This window comes from Sphingobium sp. YR768 (assembly GCF_900111125.1).
Taxonomy (GTDB): Bacteria; Pseudomonadota; Alphaproteobacteria; order Sphingomonadales; family Sphingomonadaceae; genus Sphingobium.
Genome location: NZ_FOGE01000020.1, coordinates 1 through 20,035, shown reverse-complemented (window position 1 = coordinate 20,035; position 20,035 = coordinate 1). Strand labels below are relative to the sequence as shown.

General features: G+C 62.0%; 16 protein-coding genes, 1 tRNA gene and 1 pseudogene. 13 read left to right on the top strand and 5 right to left on the bottom strand.

The genetic code is table 11. The features are described 5' to 3' along the window. Positions 1–266: 266 nt before the first annotated feature. The 3 genes and pseudogenes from BMX92_RS19100 to BMX92_RS19090 all read left to right on the top strand — a co-directional run bounded on the left by BMX92_RS19100 (position 267) and on the right by BMX92_RS19090 (position 2,114). The gene (locus BMX92_RS19100; RefSeq protein ID WP_093019456.1) at positions 267–932 is read left to right on the top strand and encodes a hypothetical protein; all 666 of its coding nucleotides are present in this window, start codon (positions 267–269) and stop codon (positions 930–932) included. A 631-nt stretch (positions 933–1,563) separates the two neighbouring features. After that, positions 1,564–1,668, top strand: a pseudogene (locus BMX92_RS28090) (P-type conjugative transfer protein TrbG); the annotation flags it as partial. A gap of 272 nt (positions 1,669–1,940) precedes the next feature. Then, positions 1,941–2,114, top strand: a complete 174-nt coding sequence (locus BMX92_RS19090; RefSeq protein WP_093019563.1) for a helix-turn-helix domain-containing protein — start codon at positions 1,941–1,943, stop codon at positions 2,112–2,114. A gap of 65 nt (positions 2,115–2,179) precedes the next feature. On the opposite strand, the gene BMX92_RS19085 is transcribed toward BMX92_RS19090, so the two are convergent. Continuing rightward, complete coding sequence (locus tag BMX92_RS19085) at positions 2,180–3,376, bottom strand: tyrosine-type recombinase/integrase (RefSeq protein WP_093019454.1); 1,197 nt, start codon at positions 3,374–3,376, stop codon at positions 2,180–2,182. A gap of 164 nt (positions 3,377–3,540) precedes the next feature. Then, positions 3,541–3,614 (bottom strand) — tRNA-Cys (locus BMX92_RS19080). Between the two features lie 188 nt (positions 3,615–3,802). Between BMX92_RS19080 and BMX92_RS19075 the strand changes: the two genes are divergently transcribed. From BMX92_RS19075 to BMX92_RS19035, 9 genes are all read left to right on the top strand, one after another. Further along, positions 3,803–4,435 carry a protein-L-isoaspartate O-methyltransferase family protein gene (locus tag BMX92_RS19075; RefSeq protein ID WP_093019452.1) on the top strand — a complete coding sequence of 211 codons (633 nt, stop codon included), beginning with the start codon at positions 3,803–3,805 and terminating at the stop codon, positions 4,433–4,435. Positions 4,436–4,453: 18 nt separating this feature from the next. Continuing rightward, complete coding sequence (locus BMX92_RS19070; RefSeq protein WP_093019450.1) at positions 4,454–5,950, top strand: TolC family outer membrane protein; 1,497 nt, start codon at positions 4,454–4,456, stop codon at positions 5,948–5,950. 70 nt (positions 5,951–6,020) lie between these two features. Further along, a complete protein-coding gene (locus tag BMX92_RS19065; RefSeq protein WP_093019448.1) occupies positions 6,021–6,503 on the top strand; it encodes a DUF2497 domain-containing protein in 483 nt (160 codons plus the stop codon). 123 nt (positions 6,504–6,626) lie between these two features. Then, positions 6,627–7,736, top strand: coding sequence for an adenosine deaminase (add, locus tag BMX92_RS19060; RefSeq protein ID WP_256213510.1), 1,110 nt, complete (start codon positions 6,627–6,629; stop codon positions 7,734–7,736). Positions 7,737–7,848: 112 nt separating this feature from the next. Further along, positions 7,849–9,900 (top strand): S9 family peptidase, encoded by a 2,052-nt coding sequence (locus BMX92_RS19055; RefSeq protein WP_093019446.1) that lies wholly within the window; start codon positions 7,849–7,851, stop codon positions 9,898–9,900. Between the two features lie 38 nt (positions 9,901–9,938). After that, positions 9,939–10,154 (top strand): hypothetical protein, encoded by a 216-nt coding sequence (locus BMX92_RS19050; RefSeq protein ID WP_093019444.1) that lies wholly within the window; start codon positions 9,939–9,941, stop codon positions 10,152–10,154. After that, entirely contained in the window at positions 10,151–10,753 is a 603-nt protein-coding gene (locus BMX92_RS19045; RefSeq protein WP_093019442.1) for an AAA family ATPase, read from the top strand. The genes BMX92_RS19050 and BMX92_RS19045 overlap by 4 nt, the downstream gene beginning before the upstream one ends. 47 nt (positions 10,754–10,800) lie before the next feature. Next, on the top strand, positions 10,801–13,674 hold the full coding sequence (locus BMX92_RS19040) for a valine--tRNA ligase (RefSeq protein WP_093019440.1): 2,874 nt from the start codon (positions 10,801–10,803) through the stop codon (positions 13,672–13,674). Positions 13,675–13,786: 112 nt separating this feature from the next. After that, entirely contained in the window at positions 13,787–15,238 is a 1,452-nt protein-coding gene (locus BMX92_RS19035) for an MATE family efflux transporter (protein WP_177185149.1), read from the top strand. On the opposite strand, the gene BMX92_RS19030 is transcribed toward BMX92_RS19035, so the two are convergent. After that, positions 15,235–16,887, bottom strand: coding sequence for an ATP-binding protein (locus BMX92_RS19030; RefSeq protein ID WP_093019438.1), 1,653 nt, complete (start codon positions 16,885–16,887; stop codon positions 15,235–15,237). The genes BMX92_RS19035 and BMX92_RS19030 overlap by 4 nt on opposite strands. 223 nt (positions 16,888–17,110) lie before the next feature. On the opposite strand from BMX92_RS19030, the gene BMX92_RS19025 reads away from it, so the two are divergent. Further along, positions 17,111–18,223 carry an acyltransferase family protein gene (locus BMX92_RS19025; RefSeq protein ID WP_093019436.1) on the top strand — a complete coding sequence of 371 codons (1,113 nt, stop codon included), beginning with the start codon at positions 17,111–17,113 and terminating at the stop codon, positions 18,221–18,223. Here BMX92_RS19025 and BMX92_RS19020 read toward each other — a convergent pair. Next, the gene (locus tag BMX92_RS19020; RefSeq protein ID WP_093019557.1) at positions 18,193–19,197 is read right to left on the bottom strand and encodes an LLM class flavin-dependent oxidoreductase; all 1,005 of its coding nucleotides are present in this window, start codon (positions 19,195–19,197) and stop codon (positions 18,193–18,195) included. The genes BMX92_RS19025 and BMX92_RS19020 overlap by 31 nt on opposite strands. 56 nt (positions 19,198–19,253) lie before the next feature. Beyond that, entirely contained in the window at positions 19,254–19,694 is a 441-nt protein-coding gene (locus BMX92_RS19015) for an Hpt domain-containing protein (RefSeq protein ID WP_093019434.1), read from the bottom strand. Between the last annotated feature and the right edge of the window lie 341 nt (positions 19,695–20,035).

The window sequence follows — 20,035 nt, the reverse complement described above, 5'->3', positions numbered from 1 at the left end:
CAGATCGACTTTGGGTCTTTCATGGGGTAAATGGCCGGGGCTGAGCTTCTCGAGCGCCGCAGCGCTTGAGCTCCGGCCATCAAGGCCTGCTATGTGGCTAAGAATTGGAAAAGCCCGCCATTTCTGACGGGCTTCCCAATTATCCGATGACGATGAGGGGGGGCTTGCGCCCGCGTGTCTCAAAGCCGCTGGTTGAGATAATGGGTGCGAAGGGGTTAAAAGTCAACCTACAGAGAGGGGAATTCCTCCAACGAGTCGCCTCATCAATGTTCACCGCCGACGAAATTCGCGATCTTCCTCCCGTCATTTCCGGCCCGCGATTCGCCACATATCTGCGCGTCACAAACAACGATGTCGATCACGCGCTCGCTCTGTACCAGTGGAATCTGGAAATTTCGGCGGCCTTTATCGTGCCGTTGCAAGTGTGCGAAGTCGCGGCCCGCAACGGCGTCGTCGAGGCGATCGAGAAGGTGCATGGGCCAAACTGGCCATGGTCGAACGGTTTCATTCGCAGCCTGCCGGTTCCCAAGAAGGCCTACCACTACAATCCGCAGAATAATCTGCGCGACGTTGCAGCAAGGCAGCCGACGACCGGCAAGGTGGTGGCGGAACTCAACTTCGCCTTCTGGGAAAAGGTGTTCACGGTCGGCCAGGACAACCGTCTTTGGCTTCCCAATAGAAACTTCAATGCGTCATTCCCGGGCGTTCCTAACGCAACACCCATTCCCACGGCCCGTGCGGCCGCCTTCAACGCACTGCTGACGATCCGACATTTCCGGAATCGCATCGCGCATCATGAGCCGATATTCGGTCGAAACCTCTCCGCCGACTATGCGCTCATTCATGAGGTAATTAGCTGGAGAAGCAGCGTTGCTGCCGACTGGGTGGACAAGATTCAGGGGGTGACGGGGCTTATTTCAAACAAGCCTTAACTTGCTGTCACGTTTTCCCTACGCTGCTCCTCGCCCAATCCATGATGATTACGGCTAAGCGGCCAACCGCACCGAATCTGGTTTACGCCGACTTTTACCCGTTTCGATTTCTTGCTTTGGCATCGAGATACCCCTCCCAATCCTTCATCAGCACGCGCCGTTGCAGGAACGCATCCTCTCGCCGGTAGGCCTGTGTGGTCTTGTTCCCGATCTCATCGGCAAATACATGCTCGACAATCGTACCTCCGCTACATCGTGGCGACGATCTCCAGTGCACACCTCAAAAGGCCGAGGAACCACCACGGCCTCTGACTGGGGCTGATCGAGGCCACTTCGTTTCACCGGATTCCGGCTTTACTACTGGCCTATCTGAACCGGAGCGAGCCCATCAGCGCTCATCAGCGCCGTTCCGTTTTTGGCCCCCGTCACCGAGTCTGAAACCGCCTCCACCGATCCTGTTCGGCGGGCGGGAGCCTCGATGTGACGCCCACCAAATTGCTCATCAGCAAGATCTTTGTTACCTTCGCGATCGTTATCGCGGGGAGGGGGCTGCGACCTATCCCAGGATGCGCTGATCGAATTGAATCGCGTCGCCGCGGCGACCGAGGCGACGGAGCCAGTAGCGGCCGGGATCAAAGTCGAGCAGCGTCATGTTAACTATGTCGTTTCCAATGATCGACCGACTTGGCGGCCGGTTCGCGCTTTCGACGACGGGCGGCGGATCTTTATCGAATTTCCTGCGATGCTGGTCGTCGCCGAGGCACCGCCGACTTTCCTGGTTGGGGGGGAAGGGCGGGGCCCAACTCGTCAATTATCGCGTAAAGGCCCGCTTCTATGTGGTCGATCGCATCTTCGACGTCGCCGAACTTCGCCTCGGCACAAAGCACCAGCAGATTGTCCGCATCAGCCAGGTGGCGGAAGGCGCACCCAAGCGCAGGGGATCATGACCGTCGAGGCGGCGCCATGCCCGCACCCGTACACCGGTAATCGATAAACAAGGAGATGCACATGGAAGTGCTGGCAATCTCTATCAACGACACCGCTAAGGCGCTCGGCATCGGTCGGTCGTCGGTTTATGCCTTACTCAAATCTGGCAAACTTGACGCGATCAAAATCGGTAGGCGAACCTTGCTGACCACTGAGTCCATCAAGCGGCTGGCACAATCCCGAGATACGGCCTGATACGCCGACGCTACGCGGCTCCTGCTGAAGCATTGCCTGCGATAGAGTAGGGCAGGGCGGGCCCGTCATCTGTTGCCGCCTTTTCGCAGTTCGTCCATATAGTCGCTCCACCACTGCGCCATTTCAACACGTTCGACCCAATAGGCGGACTGGTTATATATGCGACGAACGGACCCCGCCACCATATGTGCCAGTGCGCGCTCGATGGCGTCCGGGTTCCATTTGCCGGATTCGTTCAACAGGGATGATGCAGATGTTCGGAAGCCGTGTGCCGTCATTTGCTCTTTGGAATAGCCCATGCGCCGCAATGCCGCGTTGATGGTGTTTTCGCTGATCGGCCTTGCTCGGGTGCGGATCGAAGGGAACACATAGCGGCCGGAGCCGGATAAGGATCGCATGGCTTGCAGTATCGCGAGAGCCTGCCGAGACAGAGGCACCGAATGGGGCTGGCGCATTTTCATCTTTGTTACCGGGATTGTCCAGACAGCTTTGTCGAAATTTACCTCAGCCCATTCCATTTGCCGCAGTTCGCCGGGACGTTGGAAGACATGGGGTGTAAGTTTCAAAGCATACATGACGGCGGGGTCACCCTGATAATCTTCGATAGCGCGCAGGAGGGCGCCGAACTCGTTCGGATCAATGATGGCGGCGAAGTGCTTGACTCGCGGTGTGGTCAATGCGCCGATCAGGAGTTGCGCCGGATCACGTTCGGCACGGGCCGTTGCAACTGCAAAGCGGAAAACACGGCTGGCAAAGGCGCGCAGGAGATTGGCGGTTTCCAAGCGGCCACGCCGTTCATGCTTCTGCAGTTCATGAAGAAGTTCCTGAGGCGTGATATCGGTGACAGGTCGCTTTCCGAAGTCTGCCCCCATCAGTTTCACAAACCAGCGCATCTTCTCCAGCGTCGGCTCAGCCAACCCCTCACGCGCTTTCTTCTCTATCAATTCCTCGGCCACGCTAGCGAAGCTGTTGCTGGCCCGAATGCTCGCCTCAATGCGGGCTTGTCGTTTGGCTACGTTGGGATCGATCGCATGAGCCAGCTGCCTACGGGCGGCATCCCTGGCAGCGCGCGCCTCGGCCAAGGTAATCTCGGGATACGCCCCGAGTGACAGTTTTCGCTCTACGCCGTCGATCCGGTATTTGATTCGCCACAGCTTGCTGCCTCTTGGATTGACGAGCAGATACAAACCTTGGGAGTCAGTAACCTTGTAAGGCTTATCTGCGGGCTTGGCATTGCGGATAGCGGTATCGGTTAGCACCATTGGGGGCCTCGATTCTGCTGGGGCCTTTTGAGGCCCCCAAATTAGGCCCCTATCATCCGCAATTGCAGGCAAACAAGGGCATCCACTGACAATCAGAGAATGCCCATAAACTACCGGAAATCAGGGATCTTTCAACTGTTGGCAGACGTCGCCAGACAGGATTTTGGAGGCCCGAGCCGGAATCGAACCGGCGTGCAAGGATTTGCAGTCCTCTGCGTCACCACTCCGCCATCGGGCCTCGGTGTGGGACGCCGCAAATGTGCGGCTTTAAACGCAAAGTCAAGCCGGGGATGTCACGCAGGATGCAAGAATCTTCTCACCCCTCGTGGAAACCCGCTTGGCGCGGGGCGCAGGCTGATTTAGAGGTCCGATGATCCCCATAGTGTATTGCATTGCCAATACAGTTGTGCCAAGCGAGGAATTATCGTGACCGAGCAGAACTATTCTTCGATGCGGGCCGCCATGGTCGAGAGCCAGTTGCGCACCAGCGACGTGGACGACCAGCGCGTGATCGCCGTGATGGCCAAGGTGCCGCGCGAGGATTTCGTGCCCGCCGAACGCCGTGCCATGGCCTATATCGACCGTCCGATTCCGCTGAGCGCCGATCGCGCGCTCAATCCGCCGCTGGTGACGGGCCGCCTGCTCAAGGAAGCGCAGATCGTGCCGGGCGACAAGGTGCTGCTGATCGGCGCAGCGACCGGCTATGCCGCCGCACTGCTGACCGAACTGGGTGCGCAGGTGACGGCGGTCGAGGAAGAGGGCGGCACAGATATTGCACTTCCCGGCGTGACCGTGGTGCGTGGCGCGCTGGGCGCCGGTGCTGTGGCCGGTGCGCCCTATGATGTTCTTTTCGTTGACGGCGCCGTGGAGGAAGTTCCCGCCGCGCTCGTTCAGCAACTCGCCGAGGACGCGCGCGTCGTGACGGGGATCGCCGATCGCGGCGTGACCCGCCTGAGCAGCGGCCGGGTGATTGGTGGTCTGCTGGGGCTGAACAGCCTTACGGATATGGAAATGGTCGTGCTGCCCGGTTTCAGCGCGCCCAAGGCTTTTACATTCTAATATGACAGGCGGGGGGAGATGACAGCGAAGCGCACCTACACACGGCATCGTGCCGCAGCCGCACTGCTGTTGCTCACCTCTGCTTTGACCATCGTCCCGGCGCAGGCGGAAACTTTGCAGGGCGCGTTGGCCAAAGCCTATGCGTCCAACCCCACGCTGACTGCCGCGCGTGCTGGTCAGCGCGCGACGGACGAGAATGTGCCGATCCAGAAGGCGGCCGGACGTCCCGGGCTGGACGTGACCGGCAGCTATAGCGAAAGCATCCTCAAGCCGACGATCAGCTTCACCTCGCCGCAGCGGACCGTGAATGCGCAGGCGAACCTGAGCGTGCCGATCTATAGCGGCGGCACGGTGCGCAATGGCGTGAAGGCTGCCAAGATCCGGGTCGCAGCGGGGCAAGCGGGACTGCGTGGCACCGAAGCCAGCATCTTTTCGCAAACGGTCGGTGCCTATATGGACGTGATCCGCGACATGGCGATCGTGTCGCTCAATCAGGCCAACGTGAAGGTACTGGAGGTCAATCTCCAGGCGACCAACGACCGTTTCGAAGTCGGCGACCTTACCCGCACCGACGTCGCTCAGTCGCAGTCTCGTCTGGCGCTGGCGCGGTCGGATTTTCAGACGGCGCAGGCGAATCTGATCACCAGCCGCGAAAATTACATCGCACTGGTGGGCGAAGCGCCTGATGCGCTGGAATCGCCGCCGCAATTGCCCGGCCTTCCGGCCGATCCCGAAGTGGCGGTGCAGGTCGCGCTGAAGGACAATCCCGATATTCTGAGCGCGCAGAAGCAGCGTGAGGCGCGTCGCTATGATGTGAAGGCGGCCCGCGGATCGGTGATGCCTACCGTGTCGGCTTTCACCCAGGCGGGCTATACCAATTATCTCCATTCGCTGGGCGGCACCGCGCAGGATGCCGAAGGCAATGCGGTGGAGGGGCCGCAGATCAACAAACAGGCGGCGGCAGGCGTGCAACTGACCATCCCGATTTATCAGGGTGGGCGCCCAGCGGCGCAGGTGCGGCAAAATCAGGCGCTTGAGTCGCAGGCGATCGAGCAGGAGATCGAAACCGAGCGCGGCGTCATCGCCCAGACTCGCGCCGCCTATGCCAGTTGGCAGGCATCGCTCCAGACGATCGAGTCGAGCAATCGGGCGGTCGATGCCGCCGATCTGTCGCTGGAAGGTGTGCGTGCCGAAAATTCGGTCGGTAGCCGCACTATTCTCGATATCCTGAATGCCGAGCAGGAATCGCTTAACGCCAAGGTTCAATTGGTGACGGCGCGGCGCAACGCCTATGTCGCGGGTTTCAGCCTGCTGGCGGCGATGGGCCATGCCGAAGCCGATGATCTGGGGCTGGAAAGCGGCACGCTCTATGATCCGATGGTCAATTATGAGCGGGTGAAGGGCAAATGGTTCGACTGGGATTTCGATCCCGCCGCCAAGCCGGTCGCCACGCGCACCGTTGACACGCCGACGCAAAATGCCAATGTCGATGCGGCTTCTGCGCAGCAGCCTTAACTGCTTGTTAACCCGGTCGGGTAATCTTAAAGGCTAGGGATGCGCAATGCGTGTTGGACGGGGACTATCCATGGGTGACATGACCAAGGAACCCTCGATGGAAGAGATACTCTCGTCCATCAAGCGGATCATTGCTGAAGAAGGCGAGGAAGCGATGCAGGCTGCGCCGCGCCGTATGCGGGGGGAGGCGAAAGCCACTGCGCTGCCGCCGATTGCGCCTGTCCCCGTGGAAACGGCGATCGAAGAAGTGCTGGAATTGACCGACGAGATTGCGGAGGAAGACGCCGTGCCTGCTCCCAAAGCCGCGCCCAAGGCCGTTGCTGCCGAAACCGACGATTCGATCCTGTCGGTCGAAAGCGAAGTCGCCGCGCGCCATTCGCTTTCCGCCCTGTCCTCGATGCTGGTGACGCCCAGGGATGGCGGCGACAACACGCTCGACGGCCTTGTCCGTTCGATGCTCAAGCCCATGCTGAAGGAATGGCTGGACACAAGGCTTCCTTCCATGGTCGAGGAAATGGTGGCCAAGGAAATCGCGCGCATCACCGGCCGTTAAGGTCGGGCCGCTTCCTTTTTTGCGACGGCCTGTCGCCTATTCCATGATGGACAGGCGTGCCCCGATCCCCGGATAGAAGCTCGGGTTTCAAGGGGGTGATGGTCGATGATAAGCAGGCGCGCGATGATCCGGGCAATGGCTGGTGCATCTGTCGCAGCCTGTGCTTCATCCCTGCCAGCCTGGGCCGCGCAGGATGCGGACGGGGCCGATATGGCCCGCTTCATCGCCGCTCTGCCCAAGGCGGAATATCATGTTCATCTGGAAGGCACGCTGGAAGCGGAGATGAAATTCGCGCTGGCGAAGCGCAACGGGCTGGACCTGCCCTTTGCCGATGTCGCCGCGATGAAGGCCAGCTATCGCTATCATGACCTGCCCAGCTTTCTGGCCATCTATTATGACGGCATGAAGGTGCTGCGGACACAGCAGGATTTCTACGATCTGGCCTATGCCTATCTGGCGAAAGCGGCGTCGCAGAATATCCTCTATGCCGAAATGTTCTTCGACCCGCAGGAGCATCTCAAGCGCGGCGTGCCGATGGCCGCAGTGATCGGCGGCATCACCCAGGCGCGGCAGGATGCCGAGGCAAAGCTGGGTATCCGGTCGCAACTCATCCTTTGTTTCGTGCGCGATCTATCGGCCGAATCGGCCATGGCGGCGCTGGATGCGGCGCTGCCGTTTCGCGATCAACTGGTCGCGGTCGGGCTGGATTCGGACGAGAAGGACAATCCGCCGACCAAGTTCGCCGCCCATTTCGCTAAGGCGCGGGCGGCGGGTCTGAAGGTTACGGCGCATTGCGACCTCAACCAGAAGGACATAATCGCTCATCTGCGGCAGGCGATCGTCGAACTGCGCGTCGACCGCATCGACCATGGCGGCAATATATTGGAGTCGCCCGAACTGATCGCGGCGGCGAAGGCGCGGAACCTGTATTTCACCGTGTGCCCCAGCTTTTCCGGCACGGTGCGTGGGGAAGCGCCGCCGGTCGATGTCGTGCGCGGGATGATCGATACGGGCCTCACCCTCACCATCAATTCCGACGATCCGGCCTATATGGGCAGCGAATATCTCAATGAAGTGCTGGTGAAGGCGCAGGCGCGCAGCGCGCTGACCAAGGCGGAACTGGTCATGCTGTCGCGCAATGCCTTCAACGCGGGATGGATGGAGGAGGCGCAGCGGGCCGCCTACCTCGCGAAGCTGGACGCCTTTGCCAGGGCGGAAGGTGTGGCCGCCTGATCGGACTTGTCGGCACGGCTGTCCGGGATTAGTCCTTGGCCATCATCCGTATCGCCCGCCGCCCTATGATGTCCTGTCGGGGCGCAGGCGATCGATCTGGAAAGCCTGTCTCATGAAGAAAATCCTGACCGCTGCGCTGGCCGCCACCGCGCTGGCGCCTGCCCTGCTGACCCTGTGCCCGACATCCGCTATTGCCCGGCCTTTCACACCCGCCGACATGGTGGGTCTGGACCGGATCGGCGCGCCGGCCGTGTCGCCGGACGGCAAATGGATGGCCTATCAACTGCGCAGCACCGATCTGGCCGGTAATAGGGGGCGGACCGACCTCTATCTGCTCGACATCAGCAAGGCCGGACAGGCGCCAAAGCTGATCGCATCGAAGCCGGACAAGAATGAGGCGTCGCCGGTCTTCTCGCCCGATGGCTCCGCGCTCTATTTTCAGTCGAACGCCAGCGGTGACGACCAGTTGTGGCGGGTCGCGCTGTCCGGCGGCGATCCGGTGCAGATCAGCAACGCGTCCGGCGGCATCTCCGGCTTCCTGCTCAGCCCCGATGGCAGCAAGGTCGCGCTGTGGGCCGATCGCCCGGTCGGCGCGAAGACGATCGACGATGTGAAGGCCGATGCACCGAAGGAAGCAGGATCGGGCCGTGTCTACGACCAGTTGTTTGTGCGCCATTGGGACACATGGTCGGACGGCCAGCGCTCGCAGATTTTCGTCATGCCGGTCGCGGGCGGTCCGGCCGTTTCGGTGATGGGCGGTCTGGTGGGCGATAGCCCGTCCAAGCCCTTTGGCGGCGCGGAGGAAATCGCCTGGGGCCAGGATAGCAAGACCCTGTTCTTCGCCTTGCGGGAAGCAGGCCGAATCGAACCGCTGTCGACCAATCTCGACATTTTCTCGGTGCCCGCAGACGGCAGCGCCGCGCCGACCAACCTGACCGACGCCAATGACGCGACCGATACTCTGCCGACCGTGTCGCCGGACGGAAAGTGGCTGGCCTATGTGGCGATGAAGCGGCCGACCTATGAAGCCGACCGGCAGGTGCTGATGCTGCGCAGCATCGCCACCGGCGAAACGAAGGCGCTGACGGAAGGCTGGGACCGCTCCATCGCCTCGATCGCATGGGAAGCCAATGGCAAGGGGCTGCTCGTCACCGCCAATGACGTGCTGGACAATCCGGTGTTCCGCGTTGACGCCGTATCGGGCAAGGTCGCGCGCCTGACGGAAAAGGGCCATGCCGGCAGCGTCTTGCCGCTACCGCAGGGTGGCTTCGTCTATGCGATGGACAGCATCCAGTCGCCCGCCGATTTCTGGAAGATGCCGGGCGGGAAGGGCAAGCCCGTCCGTCTGACTGACGTCAATGCTGTGAAACTCGCTGGCGTGGATGACGTGTCGGTCGAACGCTACAGCTTCAAGGGCGCCAATGGCGACACCGTCTGGGGCCAGATCGTGAAGCCCAAAGGCGCAGCCGGCAAGCTGCCGGTGGCCTTCCTGGTCCATGGCGGGCCGCAGGGCAGCTTCAACGATTCATGGTCCTATCGCTGGAATCCCAAGGCGTTTGCGGCGCATGGCTATGCAGCGGTGATCGTCGATTTCCATGGCAGCACGGGATATGGGCAGGCCTTCACCGACGCCATCAACAAGGATTGGGGCGGCAAGCCGCTCGAAGACCTGAAACTCGGCCTCGCCGCCGCTGCTGTGAAGGACGCACAGGTCGATGCGGGCAAGGCCTGCGCGCTGGGCGCCAGCTATGGCGGCTATATGATGAACTGGATCGAAGGCCAGTGGGCCGACGGCTTCAAATGCATCGTCCAGCATGACGGCGTGTTCGACGCCCGCGCCATGGCCTATGAAACCGAGGAATTGTGGTTCGACGAATGGGAGCATGGCGGTCCCTATTATGAGAAACCGGAAGAGTTCGAGAAATGGAACCCGGTCAACCATGTCGCCGCGTGGAAGACGCCGATGCTGGTCGTGACCAGCGAAAAGGATTTCCGCATCCCCTACACGCAGGGTCTGGCCGCCTTCACCGCGCTCCAGCGGCGGGACATTCCTTCGAAACTGCTCGTCTTTCCGGATGAAAATCACTGGGTCCTGAAGCCGAAGAACTCGCTGCAATGGTATGGCGAGGCGCTGGGCTGGCTGGACAAGTGGACGGGGAAATGAGCCTTTAAGCGGCTGGCCCGGCCTGCTATATTGACCCCATGGCAAAGATGAAGGTCGATATCGTCGATGGCCCCATCGACATGGGCAAGCCGGGCAAGCCCAAATACCGGACCGTTCACAAGGACGGGAAGGCGGTGAAGCTGCGCGTTGTCGATGCCGACAGCCCCAATTTCGGCGCGGAGTTTCTGGCTTCCTTCAAGGCCAGCGTGCGCAAGGCGCGCGAAGAGAATCGCGCCATCAAGGCCAAGGATTGAGCGGGAAGGGGAAGGGTTATGCCCGCCCGCGCCTGTGGATCGTCGCGGGACCGAACGGCTGCGGCAAAAGTTCCGCTTATGGGCGCAGCGATGTAGCGGAATTTGATGGGTCGGTGTGGATCATCAATCCGGACCTGCTGACCGCCCGGTTGCATGACAGCGAACATCTGGATCAGGAAGCGGCCAATCTGGCGGCGGTGCAACGGATCGAAGCATGGCTCGATGCCTCCATCGATGTGCACCAGACGATCGGCGTCGAAACCGTGCTGTCCAGTCCCAAATATCGCCGGCTGGTGGAGAAGGCCCAGGGCAAGGGCTTCGAGATCCTGCTGATCTACGTCTATCTGGATTCGGTCGAGCGGCAGTTGGAGCGGATCGCCTATCGCGTGGCCAAGGGTGGCCATGATGTGCCACCTGACAAGGTTGGGGCGCGCCGGGCGCGGTCTTTCGCGCAACTGCGCTGGTTCTTCGACCGGGCGGACAGGGCTTGGATATTCGACAATAGTCTGTCCGAACCGCAACTGGTGGCGCGAAAGGGGGATGGCGGCATCACCATTCGGTCTGGCCTGCCACCGGAGATCATGGATAGCCTGCTCTGACGCCTGCCCTCTCTTGCGTGTCGCGCCCCAGCCGCTAAAGCGCAACCATGACCGAACTGCCCAAAACCTTCGACCCCGTCGATATCGAATCCCGCTGGTACGCCCATTGGGAGGCCAACGGCCTGTTCCGCCCCGAACGGCCGGACGCTGTGCCCTTCACCATCGTGAACCCGCCGCCGAACGTTACGGGCAGCCTGCATATCGGCCATGCGCTCGACAACACGTTGCAGGATATCGTGATCCGCTACGAGCGGCTGCGCGGCAAGGACGCCTTGTGGGTGGTCGGCACCGACCATGCCGGCATCGCCACGCAGATGGTGGTCGAGCGGCAGCTGAACGCCAAGCAACAGAAGCGCACCGACTTCACCCGCGAGCAGTTCGTGGACAAGGTGTGGGAATGGAAGGCCGAAAGCGGCGGCACCATCACCGGCCAGTTGCGGCGGCTGGGCTGCTCGATGGACTGGGCGAACGAACGCTTCACCATGGATGAGGGCTTTTCCAAGGCGGTCATCAAGACCTTCGTGGAACTGCACAAGCGCGGCCTTCTCTATCGCGACAAGCGGCTGGTGAACTGGGACCCGCATTTCCGCTCCGCCATCTCCGACCTTGAGGTCGAAACGGTCGAGACGAAGGGCGGCTTCTGGCGCTTCCGCTATCCGCTGGCCGATGGCGTGACGCTGGCCGACGGCAGCGACCATATCGTCGTCGCCACCACGCGGCCGGAAACGATGCTGGCCGACATGGCGATTGCCGTGCACCCCGACGATGAGCGCTACAAGTCTGTCATCGGCAAGGACATCCTCCAGCCGATCACCGGCCGCCGCTTCAAGATCGTGGCCGACGAACATGCCGATCCGGCACTGGGCACCGGTGCGGTCAAGATCACGCCGGGCCATGATTTCAATGACTTCGACGTGGGCAAGCGCGCGGGCTTCAAGGCTGGCGACATGCTCAACATGTTCGATGCCGACGCCAATGTCGTCCAGACCGCCGACGGCCTGATCCCCGACCGCTTCCTGGGACTGCACCGCTTCAAGAAGGATGGCGTGGACGGCGCCCGCGAAGCCGTGGTCGCGGAGATGAAGGCACTCGGCTTCCTCGTCCCCCATGTCACCAAGAACAAGGAAGGCGAGGACGTCTCTGCCGATTTCGAGCCGCGCACGATCCAGACGCCGTTCGGCGACCGCTCCAACGTGGTGATCGAACCCTGGCTGACCGACCAATGGTATGTCGACGCGGAAAAGCTGGCGGTCGCGCCGATGCAGGCCGTGCGCGACGGCGCGATCGAGATCGTGCCCAAGACGTGGGAAAAGACCTTTTTCAACTGGATGGAGAATATCCAGCCCTGGTGCGTCTCGCGCCAGCTCTGGTGGGGACATCAGATCCCCGTATGGTATGGCCCGGCAATCGATAAAGATGGCGGTTTGCACTACCTAATTGGTTCACGTGCTCCTGAGTTAACGGGTTTGCATCCGGAAGTATTCGTGGCGGTTGATGAACAAGACGCTATTGAGCAAGCACGAGTTCGATATAGTGCTGAAAATATTCGAATGCTCTCCGATGAGATGCATTTCGGCGTTGAAATACAGGACGCTGCCTTGAAGCAGCGCGATAAAGTTTTGCTGACCCGCGATCCCGACGTCCTCGATACCTGGTTCTCCTCGGCTCTCTGGCCGTTCGGCACGCTGGGCTGGCCGGAGCAGAGCGACAAGCTGTCGCGCCATTACCCCAATGATCTGCTGATCAGCGGCTTCGACATCCTGTTCTTCTGGGACGCCCGCATGGCGATGCAGGGGATGGAGTTCATGGGGCAGGTCCCGTGGAAGAAGCTCTATCTCCACGGCCTCGTTCGCGCGGCGGACGGACAGAAAATGTCCAAGTCCAAGGGCAATGTGGTCGATCCGCTGGGCCTGATCGACAAGTTCGGCGCGGACGCGCTGCGCTTCTTCATGGCGGCGATGGAAAGCCAGGGCCGTGACGTGAAGATGGATGAGAAGCGGGTCGAGGGCTATCGCAACTTCGCGACGAAGCTGTGGAATGCCGCGCGCTTCCTCCAGTCGAACGGTGTCACCGCCTCGACGGCCCATGAAGCGCCGCATGCCACGCTGCCGGTCAACCGCTGGATCATCGCGGAGACGGTCGCGACGGTACAGGCGATCGACACGGCGATGGTCGAACTGCGGTTCGATGCGGCCGCCAACGCCATCTATCATTTCGTCTGGGACCAGTTTTGCGACTGGTATATCGAACTCACCAAGGGCGCGATGGACGACGAGACGAAGGCCGTCGCGGGCTGGGCGTTCGACCAGATATTGGTCATGCTCCACCCCTTCATGCCCTTCATCACCGAAGAGCTGTGGCATCTGACCGGCGAGCGTGCGAATGAGCTGATCGTGGCGCAATGGCCGCAGGCGCTCGCCGCCGTCGACACTGATGCGCAGGCGGAAATCGACTGGCTGATCCGTCTGGTGAGCGGTATCCGTGCAGCGCGCACCGAACTCAATGTCCCGCCCGGCGCATCTATTGCGATGCAGGCGTTCACCGAAGAGGACGCGCTCATCGACAGGCTTTTGCCTCTGATGCCCAAATATGAAACCACCTTGTCGCGCATGGCCAAGGTGCAGTGGGGCAGCACCATGAACAAGGTGTTGGTCGAAGGGGCGAGCGCGCAAATCGTGGTCGATAATGTGACCTACATTCTCAGGCTGGAAGGCGTGATCGACATCGCGGCGGAAAAGACCCGTCTCGCCAAGGCGCTGGCCGCGGCGGAGAAGGAGCGGGATGGTCTGGGCGGTCGCCTGTCCAACCCCAGCTTCGTCGAAAAGGCCAAGCCCGAAGCCGTCGCCAAGGCGCGCGAGGATCATGCCGAAAAGACCGCCGAGGCGAAAAGGCTGAAGGCGGCGCTGGACCGGCTGGGCTAAGGCGTTAAAGAGACTGGTGCTCCTGCGAAAGCAGGAGCCCAGGTTGCCAGGTCATGCCGGTTCGCCCTGGGCTCCTGCTTTCGCAGGAGCACCCACGAGGGAGGGCCGGGGCGTGAGTGGACAGAGCAAGGGCGGAAAAGATCTGACGCAGGGGCCGATCGCCTCGACCCTGCTGCTGTTCGCCATTCCGACACTAGCGTCCAATATTCTCCAGTCCCTGAACGGATCGATCAACGCCATCTGGGTCGGCCGCTTTCTGGGCGCGCAGGCGCTGGCGGCGACCGCCAATGCCAATATCATCATGTTCCTGATGTTCTCGGTCGTGTTCGGCTTCGGCATGGCGTCGACCGTGATGATCGCGCAGGCGATCGGCAGGCGCGATCTGGATGCCGCGCGCCGTGCCTTCGGATCGGCCGTCGGCTTCTGCTCGATGCTTGGCCTTGGCGTTGCCATTGCCGGGTGGATCGGCGCGCCCGCGCTGCTGCGCCTGCTGGCGACGCCGGCCGAAGCCTTCCCGCTGGCGCTCGTCTATCTGCGCGTCATCTTCATCGCCATGCCGGCCACCCTGCTCAGCGTCATGATGATGATGGGTCTGCGCGGGGCAGGGGATGCGCGCACGCCGCTCATCTTCATGATCGTCAGCGTCGCCATCGACCTTATCCTGAACCCCGTGTTGATCCTGGGGCTGGGGCCGATCCCGGCGTTCGGCATTGCCGGGTCGGCGGCCGCCACGGCGGCGGCCGGTTTCGTCAGCCTGATCGGGCTGGTCAGCTTCACCTATGCAAAGGATCTGCCGTTGCGGCTGCGCGGCGCGGAACTGCGCTATCTCTGGCCCGCCGCTGACGAGATGCGCGTGCTGGTGGGGAAGGGGCTGCCCATGGGCCTTCAGATGATCGTCATGTCGGCATCCGGGCTGGTGATGATCGGGCTCGTCAATCGCGAAGGCCTGCTGGTGACGGCCGCTTATGGCGCGGCGCAGCAGATCTGGACCTATCTTCAGATGCCGGCGATGGCGATGGGCGCGGCGGTCAGCGCCATGGCCGCGCAGAATGTGGGGGCTGGTCGGTGGGACCGGATCAGCCGCATCACCGGCTATGGCATCGGCTATCTGCTCGCGATCACCAGCGCGATGATCGCCATCATCCTGCTGTTCCACGCGCCGCTGCTGTCGCTGTTCCTGGGCAGCAACCAGGCGGCGATCGACGCGGCCTGGAACATGCAGTTGCTGGCGAGCTGGAGCTTCCTGATATTCGGCATCACCATGATCCTGTTCGGCGTCATGCGCGCCAACGGCGTGGTGGTGGCCCCGCTGCTGATCCTGACCTTCACCCTGTTCGGTGTGCGGCTGGGCTTTTATGAGCTGGGCTATCCTTCGCTCGGCGCCAATGCGCTATGGCTCAGCTTCCCCGTCGGATCGGGGGTGGCGCTGCTGCTTGCCTGGGCGGTCTATGCGCAGGGCGGCTGGCGCAAGGCCAAGCTGATGGTCCCCGTGCATGAGGAAGAATGTCGCGAGGCGGTGCATAGCGAAGCGGAGCCGGCAGGGCGCATCGCGCCAGCAGGTTAACGGCCCTGACTGCGCCAGCGGGTGATGGTGCGGTCGAGGATATCGGCCTCATTGCCCGACTGACGCCAGAGTTCGGTGAAGCTGGGGTCGCCCGATGCGGGACGGCGATGCTCTTCCAGCGTATCGAGCGACACGCGGATCGGCACGGCGACGCCTTCGCCGCAGATGATTGCCTCCCGATTGCGCAGCGCCGGGATCGAATCGAGGAAGCCGCGCGCGCCTTCGGGCATGGCGGCTTTCACGAAGGCCTGGTCGCGGTCGTTGTTCAGGCGCATCGCGATGATGGTGCCGCACTGCGACAGCACGCCTTCGGCCAGATCGGACGGACGCTGGGTGATCAGGCCCAGCGAAATGCCATATTTACGGCCTTCCTTGGCGATCCGCTCCAATATCTTGCGCACCGCCTGACCCGAACCGCTGGTCGAATTGGGAATGTAGCGATGCGCTTCCTCGCAGACCAGCAATATGGGGCGCTGCGGCTCATCGCGTGCCCAGATCGCATAGTCGAACACCAGTCGCGACAGCACCGACACCACGACGGACGTGATGTCGGATGGCATGGCCGACACATCGATGATGGAGATCGGCTTGCCATTGGAGGGCAGGCGGAAGATCTTCGCAAGAAAGGCCTGCATCGTGTCCGCCACCAGCATGCCCGAGAACATGAAGCTGTAACGCGGATCGGCCTTGATCTCGTCGATCTTGGTCTTGAGCCGCATATAGGGCAGCGAATTGGTGCCCTTGTCGAGTTTCCCCATCTCATTCTGGAGAATGGTTGTCAGGTCCGACAGCAGATAGGGGATCGGCGAATCCACCGTCAGCCGGCCGATGCTTTCGGCCAGCCGGTTCTTCGATCGTGCGGCGAGCAGGCACTTGGCCAATATGTCGCTATCGATCGTGCGTTCGGGGCCTTGTGAGGTGACGAACACCTCGCAATGCTCCTCGAAATTCATCAGCCAATAGGGTAGGGCCAGATTGCTGATGTCGTAGACCGCGCCATTGCTGGCGAAGGCCGCGCCATATTCGCCATGAGGATCGATCATGACGATATGCCCCTGTGGCGACAGGTCGCAGATGCGGTGCAGGATCAGCGCGGCGCTGGTCGACTTGCCGGTGCCGGTCGACCCCAGCAGGGCGAAATGCTTGCCCAGCATCGAATCGACATAGAGCGCGGCGCGGGTATCGCTCGTGGGATAGACGGTGCCGATCTGCACATGCGGGCGATCGTCGGCGGCATAGATTTGCTGCATGTCGTGGCTCGACACCGGGAAGATATCGGTGCCGGGCGTGGGATAGCGGGTAACGCCGCGCCGGAAGCGGAAGATGCGGCCGGTCAGCTTTTCCTCATCGCCTTCCCCCAGGAAATCGATATCGGCGATGATGCCCTGGCTCGCCTGATCCAGCATCATCGCGCGCACGCTGGCAATCAGCCAGCTATTGCCGACGCGCATCTTCACTTGGCTGCCGACCTGCCCCGCCATGGCGATACAGGGGTCTTCATCCTGCCCCAGCAGGGCAAGGCGATGGGAATCGATCAGCACCTTGGAGCTTGACCCGGCGATCTGGAACACCATCCCCATCGATTGGCTGGGGGTCATGTGCGAGGGCGTAGGAGCAGAGAAATGGTGAGCGCCCGGCATATGGGTCATGAGCCTTTGTCGTCCCCTTGTCCGGAAGGCTTCCGGCAAACAGGCAGTGAGTAGGCGATATTGGTAAATATTGGCTTATCTCCAATTGCGCACGGCCCGCATCAGTCTGGAAGACAAGGGTTAAGCATTGCCTGAAACACCTCCATTCCGGATGAGACAATTCGGACGGGGAACAGGCAGAGGGACTTGGGCATTGTCAGGGCGTAACAATCGGGATGGTCTTTTGCCTTTCACTCTGCCGGCCGATGGAGCGCGCCGCTCCGACGCGATCGCCATAGCGCGTGTCATCTGCATATTGGGGGTGGTCTATGTCCATGCGTGGACTGGTCAGAATGGCGAGGCACTGGCGGCCCTGCGCGGCACGCCGCAGGAAAATCTCCGCTGGCTGCTGATGGAAATGTTCGGGCGCAGCGCGGTGCCGCTGCTGGGTCTGATCTCTGGCTGGCTGGTCGCAACCTCCAGTCGGACCCTTGACTGGTCGGGCCATGTCCGGCGCAAGGCGCGCACCATATTGCTGCCGATGGCGCTGTGGAACATCATCGCCATCCTGTTGGTGGGGGGCGCCGCATGGCTGTTCAACCTGTCCGCGCCGCAGCCGAAATCGCTCTGGTGGGTGGTGGATGAAGTGCTGATCATCACCCGCAATCCCGACATCAATGTGCAGATGCCATTCCTGCGCGACCTGTTCCTGTGCATGGTCGCCGCGCCGCTGCTGGTCCGGCTTCCGGGCTGGACGCTGGCGCTGATCGGGCTGACGGCGGCGGCGTGCCACATCGCCGGGCTGGGGCCGCCGGTGCTGATGCGCGCATCGATCCTGTTCTTCTTCACCACCGGCATATTGGCGCGGCGCGGCGGCTGGGCGGAGCGTGCAGTGGCCATCCCATGGCTACTGGCCGTCGCCCCCTTCGCTCTGCTGATGGGGCTGCAACTCTATCGTGCGATCACCATAGGGGACACAGGCGCGCGCACGACCCAGACGGCTATAGACTTGGCCGTGCGCATCGCTGCGGCGCTGGCCTTCTGGCGGCTGGCATGGGCGCTGGCAGGCAGCCGGATACGCGGCACGCTATTGCGTATCGAACCCTATGCCTTCTTCCTCTTCTGCGCCCATCTGATCCTGATCTGGCTGGGCGGGCCAGTGCTGGGCGGTCTGTCCGGTCGAATGGGCGCGCCGCTCTATCCCGTATATCTGATCCTGCAACCGCTGATCGTGCTGGCCGTTGTCGTGGCTGTCGGCACGCTGCTGCGCCGGATTGCCCCCACCGCCGCAGGGATATTGAGTGGCGGGCGCCTGAAAGGGGAAGTTCAGGCCGGTTCGCGCGTCGCGATGGCCTGAGCCGCCGCCATGGCGATGGCGAAACTATGCTTGCGCGCCTGCGGGTCGAAAATCTGACCGGTCAGGATCAGTTCGTCCGCCTGGGTGCGGCGCAGGAAGGCGGCAATATCCCGCTCGACATCCGCCTGTGTGCCGATGCTCGACACGCTCAGCACGTCGGCCAGCATCGCCTGCGCCTGCATCGGCAGGCTGTCGAAATAGTCGCGCACCGGGGGCTGCAATTTGCCGGGCTGGCCCGTGCGCAGCTTCACAAAGGCCTGCTGCATCGAACTGGCCAGCAATTGCGCCTCATCCTGCGTATCGGCGGCAAAGACATTATAGCCGGCCATGACATAAGGATATTTGAGCGTCGCCGACGGTCGGAAATCCCGGCGATAGATTTCGATCGCCTCGTCCAGTGCGGCGGGCGCGAAATGAGAGGCGAAAGCGTAGGGCAGGCCCAGTGCGGCGGCCAGTTGCGCGCCATAGAGGCTGGAACCCAATATCCACAGCGGCACCTGCGCGCCTGCGCCTGGTGTCGCCTGAATGCCCAGCCGGTCATCGCCCGCAAAATAGGCCTGTAATTCCATGATGTCGCGGGGGAACTGATCCGGCCCGCCGGTCAGCGTTCGGCGGATCGCCTGTGACACGCGCTGGTCGGAGCCGGGCGCGCGCCCCAGCCCCAGATCGACCCGACCGGGGAAGAGCGCATCCAGCGTTCCGAACTGCTCGGCGATCAGCAGCGGCGCATGATTGGGCAGCATGATGCCGCCCGCGCCGATCCGGATAGTGGAGGTCGCATGGCCGATATGGGCCAGCACGACGGCGGTCGCAGCAGATGCGATGCCGGCCATGCCATGATGTTCCGCCACCCAGAGCCGGTGATAGCCCAGCGCTTCGGCATGGGCGGCCAGATCGGCAGCGTTGGCAAGGGCGGTCGCGGCAGTATCGCCTTCGCGAACCGGGACGAGGTCGAGCAGGGAAAAACGGGTCATGCCCACCATATGGGGGCAGTATTAGTTTTGTTTCAAGACGTAATTGCGCGATCCGATTATCCGGCGCGGCCGAATGTCGGCGGCGGGGCATCGACACGGCGCCCGAAGGTGGCGGGACGGCGCGGCACAAGCGGGCTGGCGTCCCGGTCGATCAGCGCCAGCGTCTCTGTGAAGCAGGGGCGCAGCGCGACGACCGTCTCGATCAGTTCGTCCGGTCCCTCGCGGGTTTCTACACAGCGGCGGGCGGTCATTTCAATTTCTTCGGCCATGGCGCTCAGGCGATAGGCGCCGAACTGCGCTGATTCGCCCTTCAGCGTATGGGCCGGGCTGACCAGCGCGGCAGCGTTACGGGCACGAAAGGCTTCTTCGACCGCCGCGATCGACTTCACGCCATCTTCCCGAAAATAGCCGAGAATGCGCAGAAATGCGGCGCCCAGTTCGCTCCGGGTCCGCGCAAAGTCGGTCCAGTTGACCAGATCGGCCTGTTGATAAGACACCCGCCACTCCCTTAGATGCGCCGCTGAAACTAGGCTTTTCGCGTAAACAGGGGGTTAAGATGGACCCTGCGGAAAAGCTGAGGTTTCAGCCATTAAGCACGCAAAACCGTGCCGATATTTCTGAATGGCTTAGCTGTTATCCGCAAAACCAAAACGGGCCGGAATGCGCCTACGCAACGCACCCGGCCCTGACCACGCGAATGGAGGTTCGCCATGGCTAATGCTTTCGATACATCAGGCGGAATCCGTCTGGAAGCCCCGACGATAGATGGGGACGGCAACTCCAATTACACGCCGTGCCGAACGGGTTTGCACTTCTGCGGCACTACCCCGGATGGCGT